We start from the raw sequence: 23,433 nt of genomic DNA on the forward strand, positions 1-23,433 counted from the left end.
AATGCCCTTGCGGCGACGCCCTCGCCAGCCACAACATAATGCGGGCCCGAAGGGCCACATCGGTCCAAGCATGCCGATCCGCCTCCAACTTCCGCATCCACGGCCTGTTCAGAGGAGAGGTCATCCATGTCAGGCTCAATGAGACGAAGAGCTTCAGCTGACACCAACGAATCACGGGAAACTAATGTCGCACTAGTGGAGAAACCGGCTTTTGCTCACGTTTTGGCCGTCGACGGGATATCACGAAGTCTTGCCCGCCTATGGTCACCACAGCATAAAGTGATAGCAGAGAGGCTCTTCTGGGTCGAACTTCTGCGTGCCCAGCAGGAAGCAGGTCTTCTGGTTCCAAATGCCGTCATACGTGAGTACGAGAAAAACATCTTCCAGGTCGATCTTGACTCAATTGACAGGCGTGAGCGTATCTGCCGGCATGATGTCAAGGCTCGCATTGAAGAGTTCAACGCTCTTGCTGGCCACGAGTACATCCATAACGGTCTTACAGGACGTGATCTGGACGATAATATCGAGCAAGCTCAGATTCGCTCGAGTTTGCAGATATCTCGCACGCGAAGTGCTGATATATGTCGCATACTCGACGCGTGCCTTCACTCGGCGGGTTCCGAAAATTGGCCGAATTCCCTTGATGAGTCAAGGATTCGCGGCATACAGAGTGAAGTGGCTCAGGCGCAACTGCGAATCGATAATTTTCTCACCAGATACCCATTGCGTGGAATCAAAGGACCTGCAGGGACTTCGCAAGACATGCTGGATCTCCTCGGCGGAGACAGAGGCAAGCTAACAAATATGGAGAACCGCTTGGCCGCCTTTCTGGGCTTTACAAGGGTGCTAACCAGCACGGGTCAGGTCTACCCACGGTCACTCGATCTGGAAGCCCTCACGCTGCTGGTCCAGCTAGCCAAGATTCCGGCTAGGGTGGCGGATATTTTGCTACGTTATGTGGCTCCACGGGCCAGTTCGGAGGGGATAACTTTTGATCAACATGCCGCGCTTGAGGTTGTAGACCTCGGCATACTCCTACGCGGTTACACAAATATGATCAGCCAACTCGCGGGTGATCAATGGAACGAGGGTGACGTTTCCTGTTCGGTCGTGAGGCGAGTTGCCATCCCAGGCGCATTCTTCGCATTCGATCGAAGTGTAACGATGTTTAGCATGATCGTCAGCGAATCCTGATCGCGGTCGCGTCCCATTAGCCTCGGCACTTCATGACGGTCCGTTGGATCTCTTGAGTTCTATCGGTAGTTCGTTAAACCCGGCCAGGGCGGCAAACGCGACTTCACCACCGACGCGCCCCCGGCGAAAAATGGTCGGCGACATCACCTACATTCCCACCTGGGAGGGCTGGGTACTCCTTGCCGCCGTCATCGACTGCTACACCAAGGCCGTGACGTGAGTCCGAGGGGCGCCAGCGGCCGAGCCGTGTCTCGCCCGTGATGGCGCAGGCCCTCGGCGATGTTGTCCCGTTCCGCCCGGGCGGAGCGTGCCGATCGCCGGGTTCCGCAGGGAAGCCGTCGCCCGCAGCTCACTGCCGGTCCGCACACACGCGGTGTCCTCCCCAAACGTGACGTTGCTGACGTGGTGCTCACGATTCTCGATTGCCCAGTGCCGGCGGACGCGTTTCCGCCGGGTCAGCGGCTGTTGCCTGGTGAACCGCCAGGCTGGTGACCGCGTGGACGCGCTGGAGCGTCACCGTCCCGCTGCGCGCCGTGCGCCGCCGGCGGACGATCTGCAGCGCCTGGTCGACGTGCGGGAACGGCAGCCTGGGCACGGTGACGGCCTTCAGGCAGCGGACGGTGTGCTTTTTGGTTCCTCGGCGCCTTCTGGTCCTTCCGCAGCATCGCCTCGATGAAGCCCTTCACCGGCCCCAACACGCTCTGCCTTGGCGGCGGCTTCGGCCCTGACCCAACGGCACCCGGCGTTCCACCCCGTCACCTCCCATGTAACCCACCTGGAAGCCCTCGACCCTCGCCGGAGCCCCCGCCCTTCTCGACCGGATTCTTGAGCCGCTCGCGGGTGAGCATGACTTCGAGCAGGCGTCGTACTCCACGGCTCGGGACTATGTCCGCAGGCGCCGCCCGCAGCTGGAGCTGGAGTCCAAGGAAGGACGCCGGCATCTCGAAGGGATGGTGCCGCAGGAGAAACGGCCCGGCGAGGAGGCGGAGGTCGACTGCGCGGACGTGTGGCTGGATCCGGCCGGGCAGTGTCGCAAGTGCGTGCTGTTCACGTGCAGATGTCCTACTCGGGCAGGACTGTGCTCCGGGTCTATGCGACGGCCTCGCAGGAGGCGTTTCTAGAGGGGCATGTCGAGACCTCGGACTGACTTGACGAACCCGGACACAAGATCACCCCTCAAAGACCCTGCGTTGATCAGCACGTCACGAACGGCTTCACGGAAATCCTGGCTGAGCCCACGTCCGCACCGCCGCCCGGGAGCGACGCGATCTGTGCCCGACATGCTGTCCGCCCGGAACGCGGGGGCGGGGCTGCGCCGCATTAGGTTACGGGGAAACGGCTCATCCGGCCGGCTGAGGATGCAAAGAGCGCGAGAGGTGCAACGTGGAGAAAGTTTTCGTGGACCTCCTGAAGTGTCCTGGTCGACCGGCATCGATGGATAGAAAGCGCTGCGGTCAGAACCCTTTGGTTTCATGACTGGCCTTTGATCCAAGAGTGAGATAGGCGCTGGCCGGGATACTCATCACACCTCGGCGCTCCGAACAGCAGAAAATATCAGCGAGAAAAGGACGAAAGCATGCGAGTGACGGTTATACGCAATGACGATCCTGGCCATACTGGCTGGCAGGGCGAGATGGATCCGAACGCATCCGACGGAACCTGGGTGCAATTCGACGAGTCTCTTCCTGATGCAATTGCGAGTTTCATGGAAGAGTCCAATGAAATAACATACGATATTCGCAGCACGGACGACAATGGAACATTGCGCATGGGTCTTGCCGTGCTCCAAATACAGGACCGGTGGGTCCAGTTTGGGCAATGGTAGCTGCCCGGAAAGCGCGCCCGCTGGTGGACAGCACCGGTAGCCAGGGGTCGATCACCACAGAGCGCAGCCTCCGGTCACGGCGATGCTTCCGGCGGGGGATCGGCCGGCGCCAGGATCCAGGGGGCCGCTGCCGGCCGCGGGTTCACGGGGTGCGGGCGGGGCGCTCCCGTCCCGTATGCCATCGACCCAGGCCAAGCCGAGCAGACACAGCCCATGGCGTCCAGGTCGTACGTCCGGCAGGGCGCTCCACCTGGACGCCATGGCTCCACATACGTGTGGGTCGACGGCGTACGGGACGGGAGCCGGGTGGGCGCTGCGCTCAGGCCGTCCGGGCAGGTAGGCGCAGAGGGGGGAACTGAGGCCGGCCTCATGGACCGTGAACGGGCCGGCCGTTGCACGAAGGGCCGACGAGTGAGGCCAGTGCGCTGCCCTGGCGGACTTCGGGCGGCCGAGGCATACGGGCTACTGTCCTTTTGCAAGGCTGACTTGGCAGTACAATTCCGCGGCGACTGAGCCGAAGGCACCAGGGCCGCATGAATGACACGCGGAGGCAAAATGCCATATATATACACCTTCAGCATCCCCATGGCCACTGCCCTTACCAATGAGGCAGATAACTGTCTGCAGATTTGCGGCGACGGCACCGGCATCCCCGGCGCCTACGATTACGTTCCCGGCAACGGCCACGACCAAGCCTATTGGTGGGCTTACCTTCAGCAGGCTACCGCTTACCGGAATCTCCCGCAGAACGGGAATCTTATGGCGTCTGACATAGACAACTTCAAGGCGTTCCTGGGGAATCCCACTTTTGACACGCCGAACCAAACGGACGACCCCGGCCGTGAAGCGCGCTTGATCTCCTGCCTGCAGGGTATATTGGGCATCCTCGAATCGGCTGGCCACGCCGCACCACACGGCACGACCTGACCATCGCACCCGTCGCGGCCGTCGTTACCCCCGAAACCGGGATATGCCGATCATAAGGCTGGCGAAGACGAAGGCAGTACCGCAACGAGGTACAGCAACCGTCAATGACTCATGGCCACTCTCAGGGGTCGAACGGCAGCCTATATGACCCCCGTTGACCGATCTATGTAGAGCTACGGATCCGAAGTTGCCCGTGCCCCTGCCGTGGGAACACCGGGCAGTTGCGGTTGCCGGACATGAGAAGGGCCCCTGACCAAAAACCCAGTTCAGGGGCCCTTCTCAGTCAGGGCTCTTGCAAGGTCGGTTTGATCTTGTGATTGTGCTGGTCGGCTGGGGTGTGACCGGAAGCGCCGAAGCTCCGTTGATGTAGGTGAGCTACCAACTCGCCTATAAACAACGGAGCTTCGGTGATTCGTGAGTCTGCCATGCCCGCGTCCGTGCTGTCGTGTTCTGTCGCCCCGTCGGGTGATGGTGAGGCGGAGAGCGTTGATCCGCGCGATCGCCGTGGGCTGCGGTATCCGCTGGTCGCGTTGGTCAGGGCGGCGGCCTGCGCGGTGGCGGCCGGAGCACGTTCTTATGCGGCGGTGGGTCACTGGCTGCGTCGGGCGCCCCAGGACGCTCTGGCCCGGCTGGGGTTTCCGGTCCGTGGTGCGCTGGGGGTGCGGCCGGCCGCGTCGATGGACACAGTCCGCCGGGTGATCGAGCAGTTGCATCCCGCCGGCCTCGCCGTGCTGTTGCGGCCTGCCAGTACAGATCGTGACCGTCCTGTGCGACTGGTGGCGGACGGCAAGAGCGCTAGGGTCTGTCGTCAATGTGATCTTGATTGGTGGATCATGGTCGGGTGATACGTCGCCATGAACTGACCGATGCCGAGTGGGACTTCGTGCGGCCGTTGCTGCCCCGGACGTCGATGGGGCGGCCTCGGCTGGATGACCGGACGATGCTCAACGGGATCGTGTGGAAGTTCCGGGCCGGGGTGGCCTGGCGGGATGTGCCCGAGCGGCTGGTGTGAATTCTCGGCCCGGTTGTTGATCCCTTTGTGGGAGCAGTGCTCGACCGAGGGCATCACCTCACGGTGCGCGGCATCGTAGGAGCGGGCGCTTGTCGGTGACGATCACCCTGGGCACCTGTCTTCAGGAGCCGGCGGAAGAAATGCATGGCCGCAGCCTTGTCACGCCGGTTGGGGACCAGGACGTCGAGAACCATCCCGTCCCTGGTCAACGGCCCGTCACAGGTACTTCTGCACGCCGTTGGTCTTGATGACGTCCTCGTCCAAGTGACCCTTATCCGCCGGGCTGCGGGCGTCGTTGGCGTAGCGCGTTGGCATAGGCCTGGCCGAACTTCGGGCACCACCGCCGGACCGTTTCATAGGAGACGACTACGTCGCGCGCCAGCATCAGCTCCTCGGCCTCGCGGAAGCTAAGGGAGAAGCGGAAGTACAACCACACCACACGACGACCCCCTCCCCGGACGGACAGCCCAAAGATCGTCCCAGCCCCGCCCGGACAGCATCCTTGCTTGCAGGTGCTCGAAAGCGGGAGTTTGATGGAACGAGGAGGTGATTGCAGAGTGTTCGTCGGCCGTGCAGATCCGCTCGCCCAGCTGAGTAACTGTGTGCGAGAAGTGGCCGCAGGTCGGAAGCAGACGGTGCTGCTGGAGGGACTCGCCGGCGTGGGCAAAAGCGCGTTGGTGCAGCAGTGGCTCTCGGACCCGACTGTCGAGCAATTTTCGTCGATCCGCGCATTTTGCGACACAACTGAACAAGACTGGGCATTCGGGGTGGCCGATCAGCTAGCCCGGAGGATTGAACCATACGTCCGGCAAAAAATTCCGTTCCTAGCGGGCGGCATGGCCGGGGCATCACCCGTGGAGATTGGCGCACAGTTGCTGACCGCGCTGGATGATCTTCAGAGTGCCGGCCCGGTGGCGATGGTGATCGAGGATTCGCAGTGGGCGGACGAGGAATCGCTAAAAGCACTGGGATACGTGCTCCGGCGGTTGGAAGCCGATGCAGTGCTGACCGTGATGGTGCTTCGTTCGGGCGAGCGAGACGCTGAAGAACGCGTGGATCAGGTCCGGCGCCTGGCCGGCGCTCAGCAAGGGTGCCACCTGCGGCTCGACGGACTGGGCCGATCGGAGGTGAGGCAGCTCGCGACCCAGATGACCGGGGGGCGCGAGATAACACAGATTGTCGCGGAGCGCCTGTACCGCCACACCGCTGGAAACCCGTTGTATCTGCAGACACTGCTGGCCGAGCTATCGGTCGAGCAGTTGGCTAACGAGCACGAGGCGCTGCCCGTCCCGCCCGGTCTGGATTCGGCGATCCGCTTGCAGCTGAGCGGCCTGCCCGAACCCGCTCGATTCCTGGCCGAGGCCGCTGCGATCCTTGATGCCCGTCTGCCCTTGGCACTTGCTGCCGCCGTCGCCCGCCTGAGCGATCCTGCAGCGGCCCTGGAGCCGTGCCTGGCCGCGGGACTGCTGCGTTGGTGGCCCGACGAGCCCACCACCCCTGTGACGGTCTCGCACGCTCTCCAACGCGACGCGATCCTGGGGGCGATCAGCCCCACTCGTCGCCGCGAACTACACGCCAATGCGGTGCCATTGGTGGCTCGGGATGCCTCTTGGCGGCACAGGGTGGCCGCCGTAGACGGCTTCGACCCCAAGCTCGCGAGCTCCCTGGAGGACGAAGCCGCACAGCTGCTCACCGACCGCCAGGCCGAACGGGCGGCAACGCTTTTGCTCTGGGCATCGGACTTGGCGAGCGGGCAGGCCGAACGAGAACGGCTCCTTCTCCTCGCTGGTGCACACCTGATCTGGGCCGAGAGACTCGCCCGCTTCCGGCCACTACTGGAGAAAGCCGCGCTGTGTGAGCCCACGCCTACCCGTGATCTTGTCCTAGGATCAAGCAAACTCTTGCAGGGAGAATTGACCGAGGGAGAATCTCTGCTGATCCGAGCAGTGCAGGCCACTGAAAGGCTACCTAGCCAGCAATGGATCGCTTCAATGGCAAGCTACTGGCTGGGTATTTCATACATCGCAACAGCAGATGGCCCGAAGTGCGTAGACTCGCAAAAGCGAGCATTGGACTTCAAAGCGTCAGCCGCGGACTACGGATCCCAGCATAAGTCATATTTCGCCTACGGCTGCGGAATGACAGGTGGAGCGGCGGCAGCCGAGCGTGCCCTGCAAGAGATAGCACCGCTGCCGGAAGCTGGGAGCGTGGCACCCTCCGACGCCTTCATTCTCTCATATCGTGGCCTCTTTCGGTCCTACGGCGGGAAGCTCACTCAGGGATCCGATGATCTTTGGGTTGCCCTGCAACTCGCACGGGAGCATTCCATTCCCATCTGGGCGCAGGATGCACATCTCGTGCTCGCCATGGATCAATACCTGCTCGGCGCGTGGGACGATTCCTTGCTTCAGGTAGAGCGTGGCCGCACCATCTCCGTGATGGAGGACAAGCCTTGGGGCATTGCGATGGCTTGCGCTTTCGGGAGTCTTGTCCCTGCTGGACGCGGCGAATGGGAAACAGCCGACGAGCTGCTACGTCAGGGCGAAGAGCTGGCCCAATTCATACCGAATTACTCGATTCCCTGGCAGTCCATCGGCCGTGCCACATTGGCTCAGGCTCGCGGCGACTACGCGGCTATGTATACGGCACTCGAGCCAATGTTCCGACTCCCGGGCCAGGGAATCGTCGAGATGTCCTCAATGTACTGGCAGCCACTGCTCACTGAGGCGTTGATCGGCATAGGCGATTTCGATTCCGCAGAAACAGCACTTGCCCGCCTGGTGAAACTTGCCGAAAATGCGCCCTGCCTGCAAGTCGTATGCGCATTCCTGCGTGGGCAACTCGCCGAGGCTCGAAGTGACACCGATACAGCGCAAATCAGCTACGATCATGGAGTTATGCTCTCCGCCACGACGACCAATATCCCCTTCCACCGCAGCCGTCTCGAGCATGCATACAGTCGTCTGCTTATGAATCTTGGGAAGGACCAAGCGGCCGAGGCCTTGCGGTCGAGCGCCACCAGGCTGTTCGCCAAGCTGGGCGCGAAACCGTTCCTGCAGCGATGCGAAGGCTCACTGAATAATGGGACCGATGCCGGCTTCTCGCCGAGGGCCACTGCTCCCAATCCACTGACGGATCGCGAACACGATATCGCCCGACTTGCCGCCGACGGTCTGACCAACAGGGAGATCGCCAGTCGCCTTTTCGTCAGCACTAAAACCGTTGAATTCCACCTCAGTCACGTTTTCGCCAAACTCGGCATCACAGGTCGTCGAGAGCTCCGCCATCACGAGGCTATACAGCAGTGAGGTTTTCTCAACGAAACTCATCGCCATGCGTTGTTGAGGACGAGGGCGGCCTTGGCGATTGCGCCGATCCGACCGGGGCTGAGCGTGATGCGCTTGAGCGTGCGCCATCGTTCTTTGAGCTCGGCCGCGGCTCGTTCGCCCAACGCGCGCACGCTACGCAGGAGGGCGTTGCGAGTGCGAGTGTCGGGATGAATCCGCAGGTGGGAGCTGCCACGAGGCTTCTTGAACGGGTGGTGGATGCCGATGCCGGCGCCCTGGTAGCCGGCGTCAGCGAGGGTGGGAAGGCCGTCGGCGGCCGCCTTGTACAGGGCGGGCAGGCAATGCGAGCGGGCAGCAGTGATGTCCGGTACCGAACCGGGCTCCCCATCCGACACCCATAACGGAGTGCCGTCCGGAGCGGACACGAACTGCACGTTCGCCCCGAATGCCTTGTGCTTCGCGGAGTACCAGGTGTCCACTTCCTTGCCCGCGGCGTTCAGGTGGACACCGGCGACGCGGTCGGACTCAATCAGCGTGCCGTCCAGGATCAAGTGGTTCATGCCCTGCTGCCGGCACTCGGCGAGAACTCGATGCAGATCCGGGGCCTGCCCGGCCAGGACGTCCACTCCTTCGTGCAGGTAGCGGTAACCGGTGGCCTGCGAGATGCCCGCATCGCGCGCCAGGCAGTGCACGCACGACCCCTCGCGGAACCAGCGCAAGACCAGTACCGCCTGGCGGAACGGTCCCAGTGCCCGCGAGCTTTTCGGCGTGCCGATCCGGCGGCGGTGACCGGCCGGCAAGCGGGCGAGGAACTCCACGACGTGGCGCGGGACATCGAGCATGGCAGCATAGGAAACCAACGTGAAGCCTCTGGAAGTCACGGACAAGATCTTGTGGTGAGACCTGTCCTACCAGGGGCTTCACGCCTGTTCGCAGCCGCCCTCACGCCACGGCGACGGCGACGGCGACGGCGACGGCGACGGCGACGGCGACGGCGACGGCGACGGCGACGGCGACGGCGACGGCGAGATCATTTCGTTGAGAAAACCTCAGTAAGCATTCACATAGGTCGACGTCGAGGATCTTCTAGAGGGCGAGCGGGATGTCGATGTGTCCGAGGAGGACCGTGAGGAGACGCTTGCCTACCAGCGGATGATGACGTACATCCAGACGCTGCACGATGTCCCGGACTTCCGTTACGGCAAGGGGTTTCTCAATGCGCTCCACTGGATGCTGCAGGGGCACCGCAACACCCCGCAGCAGCCGGCGGGGCAGTGGCGACGCGGAGCCGTGTACGTGACGAATGCCCGCGACCCCAGTATCGCGGCGTACACGGCGCCGGACGCGGCTGATGTGCCTGCGTTGACGGGTGAACTTGTCGAGTGGCTGAACACGGACGACGGCAGCCACCCGCTAGTGCGGGCTGCCATGGCGCATCTGCACCTCGTTTCCATCCACCCGTGGGCGGATGGAAACGGCCGCATGTCCCGGTCCCTCCAAACACTCATGATCGCGCGAGAGGGAGAACTGGCCCCCGAGTTCTCCTCGATCGAGGCATGGCTGGGGCGCCCCGGTAACACCTGGGAGTACTACCGCGAGCTGCAGCGTCGAGGAGCCACCTACCGCCCCGACCAGGACGTCTCCGAATGGGTCCGTTTCAACCTCACCGCATACCACCAGCAGGCGCAGACCGTACGCAGCCGCCTGGACCGTTCGAGTCGGGTGTGGCTTCTGCTCGGTGAGTTCGCAGAGGCCCGGGGGCTAGAGGAGAGGGTGGTTTCCGCTCTGCATGACGTGGCGATGTCCGGGAGGGTGCGTCGTACACGCTACGAACGAGCGGAGGACCTGAGCCTGCAGCGGGCCCAACGCGACCTGCGGGACCTAGGCGCGGTTGACGTTCTGACACCAATCGGCCGTACCCGTGCCCGCTTCTACACCGCCGGCCCCGCCTTTCCCGAGTCAGCTCTGGAAGCGGCTCGGACGCCGCTGCCGCTGACCGATCCGTACATCCGCTGAAAGGCGTCTCGCTGACAGCCCCACCGTCCAGTCCCGCTTCATCCGCGACAACCGCCTGGCCGACGCCTTGCAGAACCAAGCGTTCGCCGCCCTGCGCGTCTCCCCCGGCGCCCGCCGCTACTACGACAAGCAACGAGACCGTGAGGACCCCGCCCTCCGCCAGGCCGGCAACCGGCTCGTCGGCATCCTCCACGGATGCCTCAAGACCCGCGCCCACAACGATGAAGCGATCGCCTGGTCACACCACGCTCACCCCCACGCCGCGTGACCTCAAACGACATGGGGTGTCTGAACCACGGATCACTCGCGGCCTCGCCACGTCCTGACCCATCATCACCCGATCACGCCACCGACAACGTGACAGCACCTGTGGGTGGGATCGGAAGGTTTAGGCCAATTGAGGAGCATGGGGAATCTAGCCAGATGAAGTGATCTTACGTCTGGAGAACAGGCGGTTTGTTGTTGGATCATTCGGAATCTGACAGTTCAGGCCAAAGATTCGACACACAAGGCTTTCTGGAACCGGTGGCATCGATGTGAGATTCCGCGGCGGCATCGGCAGACTTTCGCCCGCCGACCCAGTCACGATCTGACCGGGCGGCGTCCTTGAATCACACGGAAAGAAGCACACAATGCGGAACACCGCTCGCTGGTCGGCAATCCTCGGCCTGACCGTCGCCACCTGCGCACCCCTCTCTGGGGCCGCCCTCGCCGCTCCGGCGGCCCCCGCCTCGCTCGTCGCCCCGTCTGCCCTGGTCCTGACTGTGGGTCACGGAGACAGTCTTGCCAGTGCCACCCCGGAACGTGCCGTCACCCTCGACTGTGCCACGACGCCCACCGGCACCCATCCTGCCGTTGCCGAGGCGTGCGCTGAACTGCGTGGTGTCAGCGGTGACTTCGCTGCCCTGACAGCTGGGAACGACGTGCTGTGCGCCAAGATCTGGAAGCCCGTCGTGGTCACCGCCCAGGGCGTCTGGCAGGGCAAGCGCGTCTCCTACGAACACACCTTTGCCAATGAGTGCGTGAAGACGGCCTCTGCAACGAGCGTCTTCGGGTTCTGACGGACCGGGACGTGTAGTTTCCCTGCGCACCTGAAGAGCCCCGCAGCCGGGGCCGGTGCCCTCGTCGCCTGACAGCGCGTCCGAGCGCGGCGCCCTGAGGGGTGTCATCAGCCAGGACTTGCGCGAGATTGCGAGAGCCAGGGCGGATGCCCCAAGATCCCTAAGGCGTTACGGAGTTTGGGGTGCAGACACGTTTGTTGTCCGCGGGCAACAAACGTGGGTGGACCCGCAACGCAGCACGTACGTCCCAGCAATCCGGGATGGCTCCGCCTTCGGTGGCGGCGCACCATCCTCGTCGCTGATGGTCCCGCCCCCTCAGTCAGCGATGCAAGGGCTTGGCTCCTCCCTGTTCCGGGAGGAGCCAAGCCCTTCTGTTGGTGCTGTCATGTTGCCGGAGGCGTGGTCGTCTGAGGATGCATCAGGACGTGCCAGGGCCGGGGCGTCCCCGCGCCGCTCGCCCGGATGCTCCTCACCAGACCCGACACCCTCACGACCGAATATCACGACCTCTTGACCAAGCTCACCGCCGCTTGCCCTGAGGTGCCCCAACTGGCCGTCGGTATCGGTGGCCTCGCCCGGCTCCTGAGGCCTCGCGCAGGAAGTGCAGGACGTGCTCTCGGCCTGGATGCCCCAGGTCCGCGCAGTGGACCTGCCCCACCTGTATGCCGTCACCCGAGGCGTGGAGGAGACTGCGATGGCGTGAACGCCGCGCTCCCGCTTCCGTACAGCAGCGGCCCCCACCGAGGGAGTCAACACCAAGACCAAGCGGATCGCCCGCCAACTGCACGGACGAGCAGGCCTCACCCTCCTCCGCCACCGCATCCTCCCCGGATAACGGCACTCTCCGTTATCACCGAAACTGAGACAGGGCCGTCGTTTGACAGACCCGCTACCTGCGGCGATCTGGCGCAACGACCAGGCCGACCAGTCAGTGAAGCGATCACTGATCGCTTACGACTACTGACCGCAATAACAATCCCTTGGACTCATTCATCTAGGGTGCGGGGATTCCGTCGGCGGGGGCTGGGGGCTGTGGTGCGGTGTAGGGGACGACGGGCCCGTTGCCGTCGTCGGTGGTCATCGGTCGGCCCTCGAGGGCGATGGTGTTTCCTTTGATGACACCGATCTGGGCGCCGCTGTAGCCGGCGTGCGAGGTGCGGCTGTAGTCCAGGGGGACCAGCCCGAAGCCGGGGACGGGGCCGCCTTGTTCCAATGCGGTGACAAGTGACTGGCGGGTCAGGTTCTTCCCGGCACGCTGCAGAGCTTCCACGAAGGAGTAGGCGTTGGCCACGCCGTACAGGAAGTTCTGGCCGAAGGGGGCGTTCGGCAGGTAGCGGTCGTGGATCCTCTTCGCCAGGGCCACCCAGCTGTTGGAGGTGTCGGTGACCTGCGGCAGGTAGACGTCAGTGATGATGCCCTGCATCAGTGCGGGCCCCATCAAGCGGGAGAGATTCGTGGGGTCGGAGGCGTTGGAGTTGATGACCAACTGGGCAGTGTTGCCGATCTGCTCCTGGGCCCTACGCAGCAGGGCCCAGTAGGCCGGGACGATGGCCCCGATGATCACGTCGGCCTTGGCTTGGGCGATGGCTCTTACCTGGGCGTTGATGCCGTCGTAGGTGGGCTGGGCTGCCTCGCGCGCGACGACCTGGGAGGCTGGAATGACCGTGTCCAGGCCCGCGACAAAGTCCTTGCCGGAGGCTGTGCCCTGGTAGAAGTAGGCGATCTTCTTCCCGGGGAACGTCTTTTCGACGTACGTCGCGAGGATCTTGGCTTCGGCGCGGTAGGAGAGCGCCCAGGCGAAGGTATATGGGAGCTTGGCGGGGTCGTTCCAGCCGGACCAGCCCGTACTCGGGAAGAGGTCGGGGACTTTCTGGGCGTTGAGGTAGCCGGCGACGGCCTGGTGGGGAGCGGTGCCGGCACCATTGAAGATGGCAAAGACCTTGTTCTGCTCGACGAGCTGCTGCACCACCGTGAGGGCGTTGGCGGGTCTGTAATTGTCGTCCCGGTAGTCGTAGATGATCTTGCGTCCGTAGACCCCGCCGTGATCGTTGACGTAGTCGAAGTAAGCCTTGGCCGCAGGCGGGATCTCTTTAAGTCCAGGGGAACTCACGCCGGTCAAGTCAGCGTGACTGCCGATGGTGATGGTGGCGGCGGTCACGCCGGGGGTCGGCCGTTCGCCGGCGCCGGCGCTGCACCCCGCCACGGTCAGAGCGAACGCGACCAGCACCGCGGACACTCTCCGACGTCTGTTCATGAAGGTCAAGACCCCCTTGCCGGTGCGTCTGTCAGTCTAGCCCTGGATAGATTCGTCAGCATGTCCGTCTGGTTCGGGCGGCTTCCACAGCGTGGGACGCGGCTTCGCTCAACCCGCGGTCGCCACCAAGCGTTCCGGCGCCTGCATCGACTGCCTCAGTGAGCCTCTTCAGAGCGGCCACCAATCGGGTGACATGCCTGACCGATTTGCCCAGGTCGGCGGCGGCTTCCTTCCTCCTCGAAGTTCCGAGTTGAAAAGGCTCAGTGGCGCGGCCTTCCGAGGTGGCAGGCTCGGCAAAGGAGGCGGCGAACGCTTCGGAACGATCTGCCAGGGCTGACCGGCGTGCCCAGTCAGCCCCATCCCGCCGATGGACGGTCCTCACCGGCTCCAGAACAGCTTCGTCAATCTCCTCATGCCGAAGGCGGGTGACGGTCTGCTGCCTGGCACGCCGCAACGCGAGACAGTGCTGCGGGTCCGGGCCTGGCATCGCTCGTTCGATTCTTTGCACTCCCGGCTCCCGGCTTCATCAGAGGCAGGCACACGTGATCGGCGGATTCGCGGGGTGACCTGGGAGAATGGCATGCGGAGTTGCCGGAGGCGTGTGTCCACGGCTCCGGCGGCTGTTTTCCCAGCTCAGGGGCAATTCGGAGGTCTGGACGCCGCTCATCTTTGGTGGAGGCGGCACGCCGCAGTCCTTGAAGAGTTTCGCCTGGGCGTCGGTGATGCGGGTGGTCTGCTGCAGGCGGCCGGCGGGGCCCGGCGAGGGTGGCCTGGTGGATGCGGCCGATTTCGTTCCTGATGGTGTGCCAGGTGGTACGGGCGCGGCGTTCGGCGACGCGGATCGGCAGCAGGGGCCGGCCGGCACAGCAGCGCGTGGGCGCGTATCCGCTCGTCCAGGCGGTGGTAGACAGGCCGCAGGTAGAGCGTGGACTTCATCGTGCAAGGGAACGCTCCGTTCCAGCACGTTCTTGTACCCAGGTGCGGCGTCCTCGGCGGGCAGGTCCGGGTCGGAGGTGGCTAGTAGGTACTTGGCGTCGCGCCTGGCCTCGGCTGCGACCTGGGACCGGTCGGCGGACAGCCGCCCGGTGGCCGGGGGCTGCGTGAGCCATCGCCTCAGGGTGGGATGGTCACGCAGTGTGCACTCGGCCTTGCGGTGGACGGCGTCGTTCGGCTTCACGGCGCGCTTGGCGGCCTTGGCCGCCTTGTCCTGGCCTTCTTCGCATCCGAGGACCGGGCCTGAGGAATCCTCTCCAACTCATCGACTATCACGCTGAGTTGTTCATCGCGGCGGGCTTGTTCGCGGGCGGCCTCGACGGGGTTGTGGTAGATGATCCAGCGGCGGCCGGGGTCGTCGTCGAGTTGGACCTCCTTGACCCGCAGGTTGTCGCGCAGCTCCTGGTAGCGGCCCTGCCGGGCCAGGGCGGCGGCCGCCTTCTTGCTGGTCTCGCGTATCTTCAGGCCGGTGATGTAGTGGCCGCCGGCGCGGGTGAGGTAGGCCAGGTTGGCCTCGGAGGAGTATCCGGAGTCGGCGACGGTCACCACGCGGCCCAGCCGCCAGGACAGCAGATCGTCCTTGCCCTGCCCGATCACGGTGGTGTCGGAGGTGTTGCCGGGCCAGACCCAGCAGCGGACCCGGATGCTCTCGCGGGTGACCGTGAACTCGATGTCGATCTGCGGCAGGTCCTTGCGGTGGTCCTTGGAGTGCCCCGGACCGGCGAAGCGCCTCATCACCCGCCTCTGCGTCCTCGCGGTCGCGCTCGAACAGGTGCTGGTGGTGTCGGAGAAGATCAAGTCGACTTCGGGGTTGAGCAGGTGGGCGGCGGCGAAGAACACCGCTTCCTGCACGGCGCCTTGCGCGTCGCCCTCGATGGGCAGGTCCATCGCGCGCAGGGCCTGGTTGTTGCCGTCGAGTTCGGGCAGGCCCGTGTGGCGACGTCGCGGCCGGCCCTTTCGCCGGCGGCGAGTTTCGAGCCCGGAGTGATCGCGCGGTTAGCGACCGGAGTGAACAGCATCGCTCGACGTCAGTGCGGAATCGGCGTCCATCCAGCGCCTGGGGCGAGCGCGGTATCAATGCCGAGCAGCTTCCACAGCTGATCCAGCACCCAGACCGCGCCGATCGGACGGGAGGACTCCACCTGCAGCGGGCCGGCCTCGGCGCCCAGCGGCGCCGCGACATCGTCGTCCTCACCGAGGTAGCGGTTCGATCGAGGCGACCAGCCGACGCAGAGCGTCCAGGTCGAGGCGGTCATGGCGGCCCAGGTTGACCAGTACCTCGGCCTGCGTCTGCCCGTCCATCCGCCGGTTGTTGGCGAGTTGGACGTACCGCACGACGCTGGCGTCCTTGTTCCGGCGGCGGGTCTTCCGCAAGTACACGCCCGCACACTTACACAGACAAGCAGTCCACGGCTGGACCAGAGCAAAATATCGTGTGCCCGCGCTTCCACGGCTTCCCAGCGGGCCGTGCCGCGCTGACTTGTTACGACACCGCCTCGGAACGGCTCATGTGCCCGTCAACTGATGAACTCGGGGACACGGCCGAGGAGAAGACACAGACGTGGCAGACGAAGTACGCCCTGCGCGCGGGAGTTGAGGGCACCGTCAACCAGCGGTGCGAAGGAGTGGCGTGTGGAGCGGCTGCCCGACGGCACCGAACACCGGACTGGGGTGTGGATCGCCAACCATAGACAACGCCGCGAACGCCTCGCCCGAGCACAGCTCACCGCACTCGCCGGACTCGGAGTCGAGTGGGCGCGGCGCTGATGGTGATGAGGACTGTGCTGGCCACGGGCTTGTGAGTCCGCGTTGCCAGTCGGCAGCCGTGACGTGCTGGCGTCCGCCGCTCAGATCAGCGATCGCGGGGCTCTTCGGGAGTGTCACGTGGTAACCGTCCAACGCTGCTATTGCCGGAAGTGAGCCCGAGCTGTTCGCCCCGAGTCCTGTGTTGGGTGCGCCTTTGGGTATTTCACTGACTTGTGCGGAGTCGGAGGTGGAGGGGCTGGGTGTGGGGCTTTCGCTGGTGGTCGGGGTGCTGGTGGTCGGGGTGCTGGTGGTGAGGGTGTAGTCGTGGGTGTCGGTCTGTCCGGCGGAGTCGGTGACTGTTGCGGTGAAGTCGGTGGTTCCCGCGGTGGTGGGGGTGCCGGTGATGTTGCCGCTACCGGTGTCCAGGGACAGTCCGTCGGGGAGTGCACCTGTGGTGATCTCCCAGGTGTAGGGGGGAGTACCGCCCTTGGCAGTGAGAGTCTGCTGATAGGCGGTGCCCGTGGTGGCGCCGGTGAGAGTGGTAGTGGTGATGCTGGGTTGAGGCGGGGCATCGGTGACGGTAATACCCAGCCCGGCGCTGCCACTGAGGGCGGGCTCGGAGCCATCGGTGGCGGTCACCGTGAAGGTGGCATCCCCCGCCTTCTCGGGGGTTCCGCTGATGATGCCGGTCTCGGGGTCGAGGTTCAGACCGGCGGGCAGGTCACCCTCGACCGCCCACGTGTAGGGGGCGGTACCGCCCTCGGCGGTGAGAGTCTGCTTGTACGCAACACCGACGACGGCCGGATCGAGATTGTTCGTGGAGACGAAGACCGTGCCGGGCTCGTGGACGTCTATAGCAATGTCGGCGGTAATCTGCTGGCTGGGTACAGCGCTGTCGGTTGCCTGCACGCTGACCGTGTAGGAGCCGGGCTCCGTGCCCGCGGGAGGCGTACCCGAGATCGTGCCATCGTCAGCCACTGCTGCCCAGGTCGCCGCCTGGGCACCAACAACCTCGGGCGTGGCACTCTCGCTGGGCTCGACAATCTCCCAGTGGTAGTCGGGGGTGCCGCCGGAAGCCTCCAGCATCGCGGTGAACGGCTGGCCGGCGACGGCGTCGACCGAGGTGGTGACGACCGTGAGCGGGATCGGCGCTACGACCTGGAGTGTTACGGCCTCGGCGGTGCTGCTTTCCAGGTTGTTGGGGTCGCCGCCGTATGTGGCGGTGATGGAGTGTTCGCCAGGGCTGCCGGCGGACCAGGTCAGGGAGGCCTGGCCCTCGTCGTTCACATCGGCCGTGCCCAGGGCGGTGGTCTCGCCGTCGAAGAGGTCGAAGAAGGTGACACTCTCGCCGGGATTGTAGCCAGACACCTCGGCAACGAGTGTCACATCGGCTCCGGGCAGCACCGGACTGTCTATGGGCAAGACCTTCGTCGTCGTGACGGCCTTGTTCACAGTAAGGCTGAACTCCTTGCTTGCGGACTGCTGCAGGGCGCCGGAGCCGGAGTCCGTGACTGTAATGGTGAAAGTGCTGCCACCCGCGGCAGTGGCGGCGGTGGGCGTGCCGGTCAACTCCCCTGCCTCGCTCAGGGACAGCCCCGCCGGCAGACTGCCCGGGGGGACGCTGTACTTGTAAGGCCCGCTCCCGCCCGCGGCGGCAAGGGTGACTCCGTTCCCGTCTGCGTAAGGGCTGTTCACCGTGCCCGCAGGGAGATCCCTCCCGCTGGTGATCGCGAGTTGCTTCAGGACTTGGAGTGTTACGGCCTCGGCGGGGCTTTCCAGGTTGTTGGGGTCGCCGCCGTATGTGGCGGTGATGGAGTGTTCGCCAGGGCTGCCGGCGGACCAGGTCAGGGAGGCCCGGCCCTCATCGTTCACATCGGCCGTGCCCAGGGCGGTGGTCTCGCCGTCGAAGAGGTCGAAGAAGGTGACACTCTCGCCGGGATTGTAGCCAGACACCTCGGCAACGAGTGTCACATCGGCTCCGGGCAGCACCGGACTGTCTATGGGCAAGACCTTCGTCGTCGTGACGGCCTTGTTCACAGTAAGGCTGAACTCCTTGCTTGCGGACTGCTGCGGGGCGCCGAGGCCGGAGTCCGTGACTGTAATGGTGAAAGTGCTACCACCCGCGGCAGTGGCGGCGGTGGGCGTGCCGGTCAACTCCCCTGCCTCGCTCAGGGACAGCCCCGCCGGCAGACTGCCCGGGGGGACGCTGTACTTGTAAGACCCGCTCCCGCCCGCGGCGGCAAGAGTGACTCCGCTCCCGTCTGCGTAAGGGCTGTTCACCGTGCCCGCAGGGAGATCCCTCCCGCTGGTGATCTTGATTTTCGCAAAAACCTGGAGCGTGAACTCCTTGCTTTCGGAATCCTTCAGGGTGCCGGAGCCGGAGTCGGTGACCGTAATGGTGAAGGTGAAGGGGCCGTTACCCACGGTGGGGGGCATGCCGGTGAGCTTCCCGGTGCTCTCGTTCAGGGACAGCCCTTCCGGCAGACTGCCCTTGGTGACCCTGTACGTGTAGTCAGGGCTGCCCCCTCCAGGGGAAGCCACTTCGGTGGCAGGGTAGTCCTGCCCCACCACTGCATCGGGCAGCGAATCCGGAAACGACACCGCCAGCGGCCCCGCCACGAGCACCAGATTATGGCTGGAGGCGGCCAGAGCCGTGACCCTGCTCAGCCCCTCTGGGACACTGTCGTTGTCGCCCCAGGGGACGACGGTGCCATCCGCCCTCAACGCCAGAATTTGGTTCTCGCCGGCGGCGATGGCGGTGACCCCGCTCAGCCCCTCTGGGACACTGTCGTTGTCGCCCCAGGTGACGACGGTGCCATCCGCCTTCAACGCCACACTGAGGAAACGGCCGGCGGCGATGGCTGTGACCTTCGCAGTCGCGGCATTCTTCAGGCCATCCGGCACATCCGACTGCCCGCTACCGTTGTCGCCCCAGGCGACGACGGTGCCATCCGCCTTCAACGCCAAACTGTGCTTTGTGCCGGCGGCGATAGCGACGACCCCACTTGCGGCTTCCTCCGGGACCTCATCCTGGGCGCCGTTGGCGCCCCAACTGGCGATGGTGCCGTCCACCTTCAACGCCATACTGATGTAGAGACCAGCGGCGATGGCGGTGGCCCCACTCAGTCCCCCAGGCACATCCGCCTGATGGCCAATGTTGTCACCCCACGCGACGACGGTGCCGTCCGACTTCAACGCCAGACTGTGGTTGATGCTGGCGGCGATGGCGGTGACCCTGCTCAGCCCTGCTGGCATGGCCCACTGCCCGTCATTGTCGTAGCCCCAGGCGGCGACGGTGCCATCCGCCTTCAACGCCAAACTGTGGGTGCTGCCGGCGGCGATGGCGGTGACCCCGCTCGCGGCTTCCTCCGGCACGGTCGCCTGCCCGGCGCTGTTGCTGCCCCAGGCGGCGACCTTCGTGCTGGCTTTCAGCGCCAGGCTGTGTCCGCCGCCGGCGGCGATGGCCGTGACCCCACTCAACCGCTCTGGCACAGCCGTCCGCCCATAGACGTCGTTCCCCCAGGCGACGACGGTGCCGTCCGACTTCAACGCCAAACTGTGCTGTGCGCCGGCGGCGATGGCGGTGACCTTCGCAGTCGCGGCATTCTTCAGGTCGGCCGGCACGGCCCACTGCCCGTCATTGTCGTTCCCCCAGGGGACGACGGTGCCATCCGCCTTCAACGCCAAACTGTGGTCAAGGCCGGCGGCGATGGCGGTGACCTTCGCAGTCGCGGCATTCTTCAGGCCATCCGGCACAGCCGACTGCCCGCTACCGTTGTCGCCCCAGGCGACGACGGTGCCATCCGCCTTCAACGCCAAACTGTGGTGCACGCCGGCGGCAATGGCGATGACCTTTGCGGTGCCGGCGTCCTTGAGGTCGGCCGGCACATCGCTGCCATCGCCCCAGGCGACGACGGTGCCGTCCGCCTTCAACGCCAAACTGTGCTCTACGCCGGCGGCGATGGCGGTGACCTTCGCAGTCGCGGCATTCTTCAGGTCGGCCGGCACGGCCCACTGCCCGTGATTGTCGTAGCCCCAGGCGACGACGGTGCCATCCGCCTTCAACGCCAAACTGTGGTCGTAGCCGGCGGCGATGGCGGTGACCTTCGCAGTCGCGGCATTCTTCAGGTCGGCCGGCACAGCCGACTGCCCCTGGTCGTTCCAGCCCCAAGCGACGACGGTGCCATCCGCCTTCAACGCCAAACTGTGGTGCACGCCGGCCGCGATGGTCGTGGCATCGCTCAGCCCCGCCAGCACATCCGTCTGCCCCTTGTCGTTGAGGCCCCAGGCGACGACAGGGCTGGCCGGTGCAGCCGAGGCGACGGGGGCTGCGCCCACGACCAAGCCGGACACGGACAGGACAACGGCCAGGAACAGAGCAAGAAGCCTTCCCGGCCCCGCGGGGACGGGCGGGGGTCGGAGCTGAGGACCGCGAGACCGGCCCGGCGCCCTGTCCGGAGAGGAAGACCCAGGACACATCACGCCAGTGCGTGCGGCCGAAACCCCACGGCGCTGCGACGCCCCACGGCCTTCTCTGGATGTCCAGCCGGTTTTCATCATTGTCAGCCAAACTTTCTTGCAAATTGACCTGACTGGCCATGCCGCAGGACCGCGCTCGTGCAACGGAACTCCCCAGGCGATGCTCGATCACTCCGGGCCCCCAGAATTCCCTACCGCCCTCCCCCTGCATCTGCCCTCCCGGCCCACACGCCAGGCACACTTGCTGCCCGCCCACTCGCCCGGGCGTGAGTGGTTACGGCTCGGGTGACCGGGGGGTGACGTTTCCCCAAGGCCGGGTGGTTAGCGTTTCCGCAGGTCACGCCATGGTTTCGCCATCTGGGTGTTGGCTGTGGAGCGGCCCATGCGGACGATTCCTCTCCCGGCGGCGAGCGAGTTGCCGATAGGCGGCGACGAAGGTGATGTCGTCGAGGAGTGCGGCGATCTCCCTTGAGCGCCACTGGCGTTCGGGGTCTGCCGGCAGGATGGCCAGGACTCGTGCCATGCGGCTGCCGGTCCTGCCGTTGCCGGTGTTCTCCCGGACGGTCGTCGCGGGCAGCGCGGGCAGCGCGGGCTCCGGCGACGGGGGGCGGCAGGAGAGTGATCGTCGTCGAGGTCACGCCCTGGCTGCCGTCGGGGCGGCCGTCAGGTTTCCTTTCCGCGTAGCGGGAGACGGGTGACTTCACTTTGCGGGTGCTGACGCGGGTCTCCGCCGTGCAGGCGCAAGGGCCGACAGGACTCGGCGGCCGATCTCCCCGATGCCCTACTCGAAGAGTCCTTGCGCACATACCCAGCAGGTCACGTGTGGTTTGGAGGGCGAGGGTGAAGCCGGGAGCGGCCGGCGGTGCCCGGCACGGGCTCCGCCGCCTCGACCATGGTGCGGCGCAGGAGCCGGGAGAAGGGGTGAGCAGGGCCCACAATCTCCTGCTCGACGCCGACCGGGTCGTGCGAGCGCAGGACACGTCCGTGCAGGATGGTGTGCCGTAAGGTGTAGTAGGCGCTCTCTTGCTCCCGCCAGTTCGGGCCCGATCCTTCTCCGTGGGCATCGTGAGCCCCCGTTTCTCTCGCAAAGCTGCGGACGGCTCCCAATTTGATCGCCGCGCCCCACCTCGGATTCGTGGTAGAGACGTACGAGACGGTCGGCGGGGAGATCCGCAGCAGGAGTCGCGTCTCCTGTCGGCCTTGTCTTCTCCGAACTGCGGGCTGCGGTCAGCAGCCCGGACCTCGACCGATTTTTGCGGGCTGATGGCGCGCGAGTCGTCCTGCTATCGGGACGTCTTCCCCGTCGCCTTCACCGGTCGGTCGTGGCGCAGATCGTCGAAGAGTTCGGCCGACTTCTTGGCGTCCCACTTCAGTACGTTGCCCTTTGGCGTGGGGACGCCGAAGCCGGACACCGGCACGTTGATCTGCTTGCCGTGTCCGCCCGAAACGCTCTGCACGGCGCGGAACATCCTGCTGAGATCGCGCAGGCTCATGTCCTTGTCGACGATGAGCGTATCGAGCCCGGCCTGTATGGCCGGACCGACTTCCCGCGGGTCGAAGAGGGTGCCGGGCCGGGCGGCCTGGTGGGCGAGGGTCGACAGGAACTTCTGCTGGTTCCTTGACCGGCCCAGATCGCCCTCCTTCTCCTGGTGCCGCTGGCGGACGAAGGCGAGCGCCTGCTTGCCGTTCAGGGTGTGACAGCCCTTGCGCAGGTCGGCGCCTGACTTCTTGTCCTTGATGTCCCGGTCCAGGCACATCCGAACGCCGCCGATTGCGTTGACGATGTTCACGAATCCGGCGAAGCCGATCTCCGCATAGTGGTCGATGCGCAGCTTGGTGTTCTTCTCGACGGTGTGCACCAGCAGTTCGGGGCCGCCGTAGGAGAATGCGGCGTTCAGTTTGTCTCCCTCGGGCTGCTTGGTCTTGCCCGTCGTGGTGTCGAGGCGGCCGGGCACGGTGATCCAGGAGTCGCGCGGCAGGCTGACCAGGCTGGTGCCGTGGGCCCCCGTGTGCAGCAGCATCATCGAGTCGGTGCGCCGCCCGCCGCCTCCGCCGGCGTGCAGGTTCTTCACGTCGTCCAGGGAAAGCCCGTCGCGGCTGTCCGAGCCCACGATGAGGTAGTTGGTGCCCTCGCCGGGCGGCGGGCGGTCCCCGTACGCGCCGAGGTCGACGTCACGCTGGAGCTGTGTGTCGGCCCAGCCGTACGTGCCGCCTGCCGCGACGACCGCAACGGCTATCAGGGCGAGCATCGCCCGCCGCAGTTTCCTGCGTTTCTTCGGCTGCCGGGCGTGGGCGCGCCGGGGTCCGTAGCGGGAGCTGGGGCGTTGGGCGAACCGCCCACGCACGGCGGAGGCTTCCGGTGCCGCGTAGGGGCCCTGGCCGGCGTACGGTTCCAGATCGGCGTACGGCTCCGGGGCGAGGTGCGGCCACCGGCCGGCGTACGGAGCCGAGGTCTGGCCGGGTGTCGGCTCCCGGCCAGACCTCGGTTCCGAGCGCCACAGTTCGCCCGTCATCTGGACCGGCTCCCGGTGCAGGGGACGGCTCCCGGCGTCGCCGTTCCAGCCGTGCTCCCCCGTGGGCATGGTGCGTCCGGCCCGCTGGTCAAGCGGGTCTGTCATGGTCAACTCCCTTGGTCACCT

18 protein-coding genes and 3 pseudogenes are annotated in these 23,433 nt (G+C 65.3%); 11 read left to right on the forward strand and 10 right to left on the reverse strand.

The annotated features are described in order from the left end of the window. Positions 1–195 precede the first annotated feature (195 nt). Entirely contained in the window at positions 196–1,194 is a 999-nt protein-coding gene (locus tag OG331_RS02740; protein ID WP_406191238.1) for a hypothetical protein, read from the forward strand. A gap of 93 nt (positions 1,195–1,287) precedes the next feature. Next, positions 1,288–1,408 (forward strand): annotated as a pseudogene (locus OG331_RS02745) (IS3 family transposase); the annotation flags it as partial. A gap of 195 nt (positions 1,409–1,603) precedes the next feature. On the opposite strand, the gene OG331_RS02750 reads toward OG331_RS02745, so the two are convergent. Further along, entirely contained in the window at positions 1,604–1,789 is a 186-nt protein-coding gene (locus OG331_RS02750) for a hypothetical protein (RefSeq protein WP_406191240.1), read from the reverse strand. 981 nt (positions 1,790–2,770) lie between these two features. On the opposite strand from OG331_RS02750, the gene OG331_RS02755 reads away from it, so the two are divergent. The 4 genes from OG331_RS02755 (at position 2,771) to OG331_RS02770 (ending at position 4,958) form a co-directional block, all read left to right on the forward strand. Continuing rightward, a complete protein-coding gene (locus tag OG331_RS02755) occupies positions 2,771–3,019 on the forward strand; it encodes a hypothetical protein (protein WP_406191242.1) in 249 nt (82 codons plus the stop codon). 585 nt (positions 3,020–3,604) lie between these two features. After that, the gene (locus OG331_RS02760) at positions 3,605–3,946 is read left to right on the forward strand and encodes a hypothetical protein (protein WP_406191244.1); all 342 of its coding nucleotides are present in this window, start codon (positions 3,605–3,607) and stop codon (positions 3,944–3,946) included. A 425-nt stretch (positions 3,947–4,371) separates the two neighbouring features. Next, complete coding sequence (locus OG331_RS02765; RefSeq protein ID WP_406191246.1) at positions 4,372–4,791, forward strand: transposase family protein; 420 nt, start codon at positions 4,372–4,374, stop codon at positions 4,789–4,791. A 65-nt stretch (positions 4,792–4,856) separates the two neighbouring features. Beyond that, positions 4,857–4,958 carry a transposase gene (locus OG331_RS02770; protein ID WP_406209647.1) on the forward strand — a complete coding sequence of 34 codons (102 nt, stop codon included), beginning with the start codon at positions 4,857–4,859 and terminating at the stop codon, positions 4,956–4,958. On the opposite strand, the pseudogene OG331_RS02775 reads toward OG331_RS02770, so the two are convergent. Next, a pseudogene (locus OG331_RS02775) lies at positions 4,944–5,433 on the reverse strand (IS6 family transposase); the annotation flags it as partial. The gene OG331_RS02770 and the pseudogene OG331_RS02775 overlap by 15 nt on opposite strands. A 37-nt stretch (positions 5,434–5,470) precedes the next feature. Between OG331_RS02775 and OG331_RS02780 the strand changes: the two are divergent. Beyond that, complete coding sequence (locus tag OG331_RS02780) at positions 5,471–8,266, forward strand: helix-turn-helix transcriptional regulator (RefSeq protein WP_406209650.1); 2,796 nt, start codon at positions 5,471–5,473, stop codon at positions 8,264–8,266. 17 nt (positions 8,267–8,283) lie between these two features. On the opposite strand, the gene OG331_RS02785 is transcribed toward OG331_RS02780, so the two are convergent. Further along, positions 8,284–9,105, reverse strand: coding sequence for a transposase family protein (locus OG331_RS02785; protein ID WP_406209652.1), 822 nt, complete (start codon positions 9,103–9,105; stop codon positions 8,284–8,286). Between the two features lie 250 nt (positions 9,106–9,355). Here OG331_RS02785 and OG331_RS02790 point away from each other — a divergent pair, with 250 nt between their 5' ends. The 4 genes and pseudogenes from OG331_RS02790 to OG331_RS02805 all read left to right on the forward strand — a co-directional run. After that, entirely contained in the window at positions 9,356–10,261 is a 906-nt protein-coding gene (locus OG331_RS02790) for a Fic family protein (RefSeq protein WP_406191247.1), read from the forward strand. Between the two features lie 67 nt (positions 10,262–10,328). Beyond that, a complete protein-coding gene (locus OG331_RS02795) occupies positions 10,329–10,529 on the forward strand; it encodes a hypothetical protein (protein WP_406191249.1) in 201 nt (66 codons plus the stop codon). A gap of 364 nt (positions 10,530–10,893) precedes the next feature. Continuing rightward, on the forward strand, positions 10,894–11,322 hold the full coding sequence (locus OG331_RS02800) for a subtilase-type protease inhibitor (protein ID WP_406191251.1): 429 nt from the start codon (positions 10,894–10,896) through the stop codon (positions 11,320–11,322). A 444-nt stretch (positions 11,323–11,766) separates the two neighbouring features. Beyond that, positions 11,767–12,157 (forward strand): annotated as a pseudogene (locus OG331_RS02805) (transposase); the annotation flags it as partial. Between the two features lie 159 nt (positions 12,158–12,316). Here the strand turns inward: OG331_RS02805 and OG331_RS02810 are convergent. The 7 genes from OG331_RS02810 to OG331_RS02840 all read right to left on the reverse strand — a co-directional run bounded on the left by OG331_RS02810 (position 12,317) and on the right by OG331_RS02840 (position 23,412). Further along, positions 12,317–13,576 carry an ABC transporter substrate-binding protein gene (locus tag OG331_RS02810; protein ID WP_406191253.1) on the reverse strand — a complete coding sequence of 420 codons (1,260 nt, stop codon included), beginning with the start codon at positions 13,574–13,576 and terminating at the stop codon, positions 12,317–12,319. 1,173 nt (positions 13,577–14,749) lie between these two features. After that, on the reverse strand, positions 14,750–15,457 hold the full coding sequence (locus OG331_RS02815; protein ID WP_406191255.1) for a transposase: 708 nt from the start codon (positions 15,455–15,457) through the stop codon (positions 14,750–14,752). Positions 15,458–15,597: 140 nt separating this feature from the next. Further along, the gene (locus OG331_RS02820) at positions 15,598–15,825 is read right to left on the reverse strand and encodes a hypothetical protein (RefSeq protein WP_406191257.1); all 228 of its coding nucleotides are present in this window, start codon (positions 15,823–15,825) and stop codon (positions 15,598–15,600) included. Further along, entirely contained in the window at positions 15,761–15,949 is a 189-nt protein-coding gene (locus tag OG331_RS02825) for a hypothetical protein (RefSeq protein ID WP_406191259.1), read from the reverse strand. Before OG331_RS02825 ends, OG331_RS02820 begins: the two co-directional genes overlap by 65 nt. Before the next feature lie 225 nt (positions 15,950–16,174). Continuing rightward, on the reverse strand, positions 16,175–20,653 hold the full coding sequence (locus tag OG331_RS02830; RefSeq protein WP_406191261.1) for a putative Ig domain-containing protein: 4,479 nt from the start codon (positions 20,651–20,653) through the stop codon (positions 16,175–16,177). Positions 20,654–21,131: 478 nt separating this feature from the next. Next, the gene (locus OG331_RS02835) at positions 21,132–21,317 is read right to left on the reverse strand and encodes a hypothetical protein (protein WP_406191263.1); all 186 of its coding nucleotides are present in this window, start codon (positions 21,315–21,317) and stop codon (positions 21,132–21,134) included. A 760-nt stretch (positions 21,318–22,077) separates the two neighbouring features. After that, entirely contained in the window at positions 22,078–23,412 is a 1,335-nt protein-coding gene (locus OG331_RS02840) for an LCP family protein (protein ID WP_406191265.1), read from the reverse strand. Positions 23,413–23,433: the final 21 nt, after the last annotated feature.

This window comes from Streptomyces sp. NBC_01017, assembly GCF_045162795.1.
Classification (GTDB): Bacteria; Actinomycetota; Actinomycetes; order Streptomycetales; family Streptomycetaceae; genus Streptomyces; species Streptomyces machairae.